Annotated in this window: 5 protein-coding genes and 5 tRNA genes; 3 read left to right on the plus strand and 7 right to left on the minus strand. The window is 43.5% G+C overall.

The annotated features are described in order from the left end of the window. Positions 1-101: 101 nt before the first annotated feature. The 4 genes from NB504_RS08275 to NB504_RS08290 all read right to left on the minus strand — a co-directional run bounded on the left by NB504_RS08275 (position 102) and on the right by NB504_RS08290 (position 487). Positions 102-177 (minus strand) — tRNA-Thr (locus tag NB504_RS08275). Between the two features lie 10 nt (positions 178-187). After that, positions 188-262, minus strand: a tRNA-Gly gene (locus tag NB504_RS08280). A gap of 34 nt (positions 263-296) precedes the next feature. Beyond that, a tRNA-Tyr gene (locus NB504_RS08285) sits at positions 297-381 on the minus strand. 30 nt (positions 382-411) lie between these two features. After that, positions 412-487: transfer RNA gene (locus tag NB504_RS08290), tRNA-Thr, on the minus strand. A 212-nt stretch (positions 488-699) separates the two neighbouring features. Between NB504_RS08290 and coaA the strand changes: the two genes are divergently transcribed. Next, complete coding sequence (gene coaA, locus NB504_RS08295; RefSeq protein WP_010318972.1) at positions 700-1623, plus strand: type I pantothenate kinase; 924 nt, start codon at positions 700-702, stop codon at positions 1621-1623. A gap of 13 nt (positions 1624-1636) precedes the next feature. Here coaA and birA read toward each other — a convergent pair whose 3' ends face one another. Both birA and murB read right to left on the minus strand, forming a co-directional pair. After that, on the minus strand, positions 1637-2599 hold the full coding sequence (birA, locus tag NB504_RS08300; protein WP_258428628.1) for a bifunctional biotin--[acetyl-CoA-carboxylase] ligase/biotin operon repressor BirA: 963 nt from the start codon (positions 2597-2599) through the stop codon (positions 1637-1639). Further along, positions 2596-3642: a UDP-N-acetylmuramate dehydrogenase gene (gene murB, locus NB504_RS08305; RefSeq protein ID WP_010318970.1), complete on the minus strand. Its 1047-nt coding sequence runs from the start codon at positions 3640-3642 to the stop codon at positions 2596-2598. Before murB ends, birA begins: the two co-directional genes overlap by 4 nt. 8 nt (positions 3643-3650) lie before the next feature. Between murB and NB504_RS08310 the strand changes: the two genes are divergently transcribed. Together NB504_RS08310 and pssA are read left to right on the plus strand one after the other, a co-directional pair. Beyond that, entirely contained in the window at positions 3651-4133 is a 483-nt protein-coding gene (locus NB504_RS08310; protein ID WP_013857960.1) for a GNAT family N-acetyltransferase, read from the plus strand. A gap of 98 nt (positions 4134-4231) precedes the next feature. Then, positions 4232-5572 carry a CDP-diacylglycerol--serine O-phosphatidyltransferase gene (gene pssA, locus NB504_RS08315; RefSeq protein WP_258428629.1) on the plus strand — a complete coding sequence of 447 codons (1341 nt, stop codon included), beginning with the start codon at positions 4232-4234 and terminating at the stop codon, positions 5570-5572. A 274-nt stretch (positions 5573-5846) separates the two neighbouring features. Here the strand turns inward: pssA and NB504_RS08320 are convergent. Next, positions 5847-5923 (minus strand) — tRNA-Asp (locus NB504_RS08320). Positions 5924-5944 lie beyond the last annotated feature (21 nt).

Consider the following 5944-nt stretch of genomic DNA (forward strand, 5'->3'; position numbering starts at 1 on the left):
GAGTTGTCCCTCTAGGTACGGATTTAGGTGGCTTTGATGACCACGCAACCAAAATTATTGGTAAGGAGTATATATCAAAAGGAGATAATTGCTTGGAGAGCTGGTGCTGATACCCAGAGTTGAACTGAGGACCTCACCCTTACCAAGGGTGCGCTCTACCGACTGAGCTATATCAGCACTCAAAAATTGGAGCGGGCAGCGGGAATCGAACCCGCATCATCAGCTTGGAAGGCTGAGGTAATAGCCATTATACGATGCCCGCACACGTAACTCTGAGAGCTATTTCCTTAAGAATATGGTGGAGGGGGACGGATTCGAACCATCGAAGGCGGAGCCGGCAGATTTACAGTCTGCTCCCTTTGGCCACTCGGGAACCCCTCCAAATTTTTTCTTCATTCTTTCGAAAAAGAATGGTGCCGACTACCGGAATCGAACTGGTGACCTACTGATTACAAGTCAGTTGCTCTACCTACTGAGCTAAGTCGGCATAAGTGGAGCGCATTCTATTGAATGATGCTCAGCCTTGCAAGCCTAAATATTAAAAAAAAACCAATTTTCCATAAATCTCGCCTGTTCGTTGCTTTTTCAAGCAAAATGCGTTTTCTCACTCAATTCTATCGTTTAAGGCATTTCCATTCTTTTCACCTTAATGTATGTTTCATCCTCTTCTTTTTTCTGTCATTCATCGTTAGGTATTTTATGGGTCCTTATATCTCTTTTGATCGCAATCAATGGGCCGAGCTACGTAACTCTGTCCCAATGACTCTCTCTGAGGCTGACTTAAAAGAGCTACAAGGTATTAATGAAAACCTAACGATGAAAGAAACGGCTGAGATTTATCTGCCTTTGGCTCGCTTACTTAATTTATACGTAGCCGCCAGACAAAGCCGAAATGCGGTTTTGCATCAATTTCTCGGTAATACCGATATATCGCCTCCTTTTATCATCGGCATCGCAGGAAGTGTCGCCGTTGGGAAAAGTACCACGGCGCGTTTGTTAAAAGCGCTTCTTTCACGCTGGGAGAATCATCCCAAAGTTGAACTGATTACGACAGATGGGTTTCTTTTTCCCAACAAAATTCTTAATGAAAGAGGAATTATGGGGAAAAAGGGGTTTCCTGAATCTTATGATATGAAACGTCTGGTACAGTTTGTGTCGGATGTTAAAGCAGGAAAAAGAAATGTAAGCGCGCCGATCTATTCACATCTTACTTACGACATCACGACTGAAGAGAAAGTCGTCGATAGGCCAGATGTGTTGATCATTGAAGGATTGAACGTCTTGCAAAGCGGCATGGATTATCCACACGATCCACATCGAGTGTTTATATCTGATTTCTTAGATTTCTCACTGTATGTCGATGCGGACAGTCAACTTATTGAAAAGTGGTATGTTGAACGCTTTATGAAGTTTCGTCACAGCGCCTTTAAGGAGACGGGATCGTACTTTAGCCACTACACAAAACTGTCTGAGCTAGAGGCGAGAGAAAAAGCTGAGAGCATTTGGCACTCGATCAACGGTAAAAATCTGCAACATAATATTTTACCGACCAAAGAGCGCGCTCAGTTAGTTTTGCGTAAAGGCCTCAATCATACTGTGGAAGAGATACTACTAAGAAAATAGTTTGGTAAAGCGGTTACTCTGCCTTGCGTAACGATATTTCGCCACCAATGTAACTCTCCATTCCATTCTCTGTTTCTAGCAACACCGCTCCATATTCGTTGATCCCGTGCACCACGCCATAGACCTCTTTGGGGCCCATAAGCAGTTTAACTTTTCGACCAATAAAGTTATCGAGTCGATTCCAGCGCGGTATAAAATCCTTCATCCCATAAAGCTCGTAATCACGTAGCGCTTGGTCTAATGATTGAATAAAGACAATAGCGAGCAAGTTCCTGTCTATTTTCAGACCGTCGGCTACCTGCGACAAACTTGCCCATGGCTGGTCAATGGCTTGCTCATTTTCGGGCATGAAAATGTTCATTCCCATCCCAATCACTAAATGTGCCGCTGCGCCAGCCTGCCCTGTCATTTCTACTAAAATGCCCGCCAGCTTTCTATCCTGAAAATAGAGGTCGTTCGGCCACTTAAGCTTTACACCGTCCAATCCGATACTTGATAGCGCTTCCACAATCGCGACCCCGACCACAAGGCTAAGCCCCATTGCGGCCGCCATCCCCGCGTCGAGTCGCCAGTACATGGAAACATAAAGATTGCTGCCAAAAGGCGATATCCACTGACGCCCGCGCCGACCCCGTCCATTAGCCTGATACTCTGCTAAGCAAACGCTTCCCGAAGCAAGGTTATCCACACGTTCTAACAGGTATTGGTTGGTTGAATCGATAATGGGGAAAAGCTCGACAGGGTTACGCACGGCATTTTGGATCTGTGTCGCATCAAGTAGATTCAGTGATTGAGCAAGCTGATAGCCTTTGCCTTGGACGCGGAAAATATCAATTCCCCACTCCTGAATCCCTTTAATATGCTTACTGACTGCGGCGCGAGAAATACCAAGTTCTGCTCCTAGCAACTCACCAGAACAAAACTCGCCACTGGCCAGATGACGAAGTAATGATAGTTTGACACTGTGCTCTTTCACTTTAATTCCTTAGCAAGATGCTCAAGGTTCGTTTCACCAATCGCATCTAAAAATCGGACTTCATGCTCTAAAGATATCGAAAATTTATCCTGAACTGCTATGCAAACTTTAATCGCTAGTTGAATGACGTCAAAGGCTGTAGCGCTACCTTTATTTACCAACACTAAAGCTTGCTTCGGATGCACTTGAGCATCACCTAAGCTATACCCTTTGAGCCCACACTGATCAATCAACCACCCAGCCGCTACTTTTCTGCCTTCTTCCACGGGGTAAGAAACAAGATCGGGATAACTCTCAAGAAGAGCCTGCCAATGTTCTAAACTAATAATTGGATTTTTAAAGAAGCTTCCTGCGTTACCTAGCACCCGCGGATCGGGTAATTTGGCATTGCGAGTAGCGCATACCCGTTTATAAATATCAATAGCTTGGCAGGTGTGACTATCCAGCTCTTGCAAAGGTCCATAATTCAGTACGGGTTGCCACTGCTTCAATAACTTTAGTCCTACCGCTACAACGATCGCGTTGCTGTGCAAAGCGTGCTTAAAAATAGAATCACGATAACCAAATAGACATTGTTTGGCGCTCAGGCGCTTGACGGTTAAGGAGTCTAAACAGAGATAATCAACGTAATCACACACATCTTGAAACTCTACACCATAAGCGCCAATATTTTGGATAGGAGCAGAACCTGCACAACCAGGTATTAAAGCCAAATTTTCAAGACCTGCAATATTTTGCTTCACAGCCCATTCAACAAGTGAAGGCCAATCCTCACCACCAGAAACATGCAAATAATGGTAATTATCATCCTGCGTGTGCTGTAACCCTTTCAGTTGGTTGCTTAAAACCATTCCTTGAAAATCACAAGTAAAAAGGACATTGCTACCTTTTCCTAACATCAACTTAGGCAAAGTCTGCCATTCTGCGCTCTGGTAAATTTCCACCAAATCTTGCACAGAGAAAACTTCCGCTAATAATTGACAAGATTGTTCTAGGCCAAAAGTGTGGTATTTTTTTAAGCTCGCATTGGGATGTAATTGCATGGCATTCTATGGATAAATTAAACTCACGCCATTCTACAACAGATAACTATTCGAAGCAGGAAGAAATGTGGCAACTACAATTTGACATACTCCCCCCGATAAAACTTCCTTTGATCAAGCGAATGTACAAAGAACATTACCCTTCAGCAAAAGCTAGGAAAGATGAATTGTGCGTTATAGGCACGCTCGATGGGCAGATATCTGCTGTTGTCAGATTTAAAAATATTGATGTATATCGATTACTGACTGGCATGCTTGTGCTGCCAGAAAACCAAAAAAAAGGGATTGGGTCGCAGTTGCTCAATTATTGCAGCGAGAATATTCTCAATAATCAGGATTATTGCTTCGCATACGCTCATCTTGAGCCCTTTTATGCTCGTCATGGTTTTCACTCCATAATGACAGAAGAACTACCAATAGCTCTTATGCAACGGTTTGAGCGCTATGTATCCAGTGGTAAAGATCTCATTCCTATGAGATACCTAGGCTAGTATGACGAGAATGCGCGGCTTTTCTAGCAATTGAACCGTTGAATTTGGTAATATCCCCAGTTCGCAATTTTGCAAATAAGTAAGGTAAATCATCCAATATGATTGCTCATAGAAACCCATTCGAGCGATTGCCGACCATCGCACAATCACCGGATCATTTTGAAGTTTTATTTTCGGCAAAAGAATTTAAAAATCATCTGATCCAGTCGATCCGTCAGGCAAGTAAACGAATCTATCTTGTAGCGCTGTATTTAGAAGATGACGAAGCAGGCAGAGAAGTTTTAACGGAGCTATATAATGCCAAGCAAAGAAACCCTGGCTTAGATATTGCGATTTGCGTTGATTGGCATAGAGCGCAACGTGGATTAATTGGTGCGGCCGCTTCGGAAGGCAATGCTTCAATGTATCAAGAGTTCTCTCAGAACCACGAACACGCCATTCCCGTATACGGCATCCCCGTGCGAGGCCGCGAAGTTTTTGGTGTTTTACATCTCAAAGGTTTTATTGTCGACGACCAGGTGATCTATAGCGGAGCAAGCCTTAATAACGTTTATTTGCATCACAAAGAGCGCTATCGATTCGACCGCTATCACACCATCGACAACCAATCTCTTGCCGATAGCATGGTACAATTTATTCAGCAAAAAATGATAAGTCATCCTGCTGTCAATGACTTATCAAACACATCGAAGCCAACGACGAAAGATATCAAAACTGACATTCGGCAATTTAGATCCTCTCTAGCAACAGCAAACTATGAGTTTGAGTCACAGATCCCAACAGCCGATCAAGTGGCTTTGACGCCACTGGTAGGTATTGGAAAGCGTCGAAATAAACTCAACCACAATATTAACCAACTGATCGCTCATGCTAAAGATGAAGTCTTTATCTGCACTCCGTATTTCAATTTTCCAAAAAGTGTCGCTAAAGAAGTTAAGAAAGCATTGAAACGGGGTGTAAAAGTTCACATTGTCGTTGGCGATAAAACGGCAAACGATTTCTATATTTCCCCAGAGCAAACCTTCAAGACAATCGGCGGCTTACCTTATTTATATGAGCTTAATCTACGCCGTTTTGCCAAAGTAAATGAAGCCCATATTGCCAGTCGAAATCTTTCTATCCATCTCTGGAAACATGGAGAGAATAGCTTCCATCTAAAAGGCGTATGGGTGGATAAGCGCTACATGTTGATCACTGGTAATAACTTAAATCCAAGAGCATGGAAGCTCGATCTCGAGAATGCCATTCTCATCCAAGATCACTATCACCACTTAACACCTAAGTTTGAGCAAGAGATCGACAACATCCTTCGACACACTCAACTTGTTTGTACCTACAAACAACTAGAGAAGATAGAAAACTACCCTGATGCGGTACAAAAACTACTGCGCAAAGTAACGCGAGTTAAAGCCGATAGAGTACTCAAACAGATTCTGTAAAGCACAACACTAGACGATTAGCCGACACAACGTGTCGGCTTTTTTATATGCCTACACGTTGTTTTCATATGGCTATTGATTGAGATAGTAGCGCCTTTCATGCAGCAACTCTGTTCGATGAACATAGGCCAAAAGAATTTCAGCGCTAAAGAGGACATCAAGGAATAAGCACAGGGAATCTAGTTGCAATAGAGAGAGCTTAAAACGACTTAAGCATCTCATTGAAACTCAAACGAAAAAAGCCCTGCTATTACTAGCAGGGCTTCTTAATAAGTGGCGGAGCGGACGGGACTCGAACCCGCGACCCCCGGCGTGACAGGCCGGTATTCTAACCAACTGAACTACCGCTCCGCAGCGTGTCTGGTTAGACAA

Source organism: Vibrio sp. RM-69-4 (assembly GCF_024743775.1).
In the GTDB taxonomy this organism is placed as follows: Bacteria; Pseudomonadota; Gammaproteobacteria; order Enterobacterales; family Vibrionaceae; genus Vibrio; species Vibrio anguillarum.